Annotated in this window: 1 protein-coding gene; it reads left to right on the forward strand. The window is 70.6% G+C overall.

What is annotated here, in order from left to right; genetic code table 11:
- On the forward strand, window positions 1–367 hold a 367-nt coding region (locus AC1DYK_RS36295), incomplete at both ends, for an FAD-binding protein (RefSeq protein WP_478170674.1).

Here is a 367-nt window from a genome sequence, read left to right on the forward strand (position 1 = left end):
CCGACTCCGGCAGCAGCTCCACCACCACGACCCGCACCCCGTCGAAACCACCCGCCTCCGCCACTCCGAAGGGTCCGGCGAACTGGTCCGCCCTGGCCAAGAGCCTCGAAGGCACGCTCGTACGCCCTGGCGACGCCACTTACCCGACGGCCCGCCAGCTCTACAACACCCGGTTCGACAACCTGAAACCCGCGGCCGTCGCCTACGTCCGGCACGAGGCGGACATCCGCGAGTGCCTGGCCTTCGCCCGCCGCAGCGCCACACCCGTCTCCATCCGCAGTGGCGGCCACTCCTACGCGGGCTGGTCGAGTGGCAACGGCCGCCTGATCATTGACGTCTCGTCACTCTCCCGCGTCGACCGGGACGG

Source organism: Variovorax sp. P2_H12 (assembly GCF_056403395.1).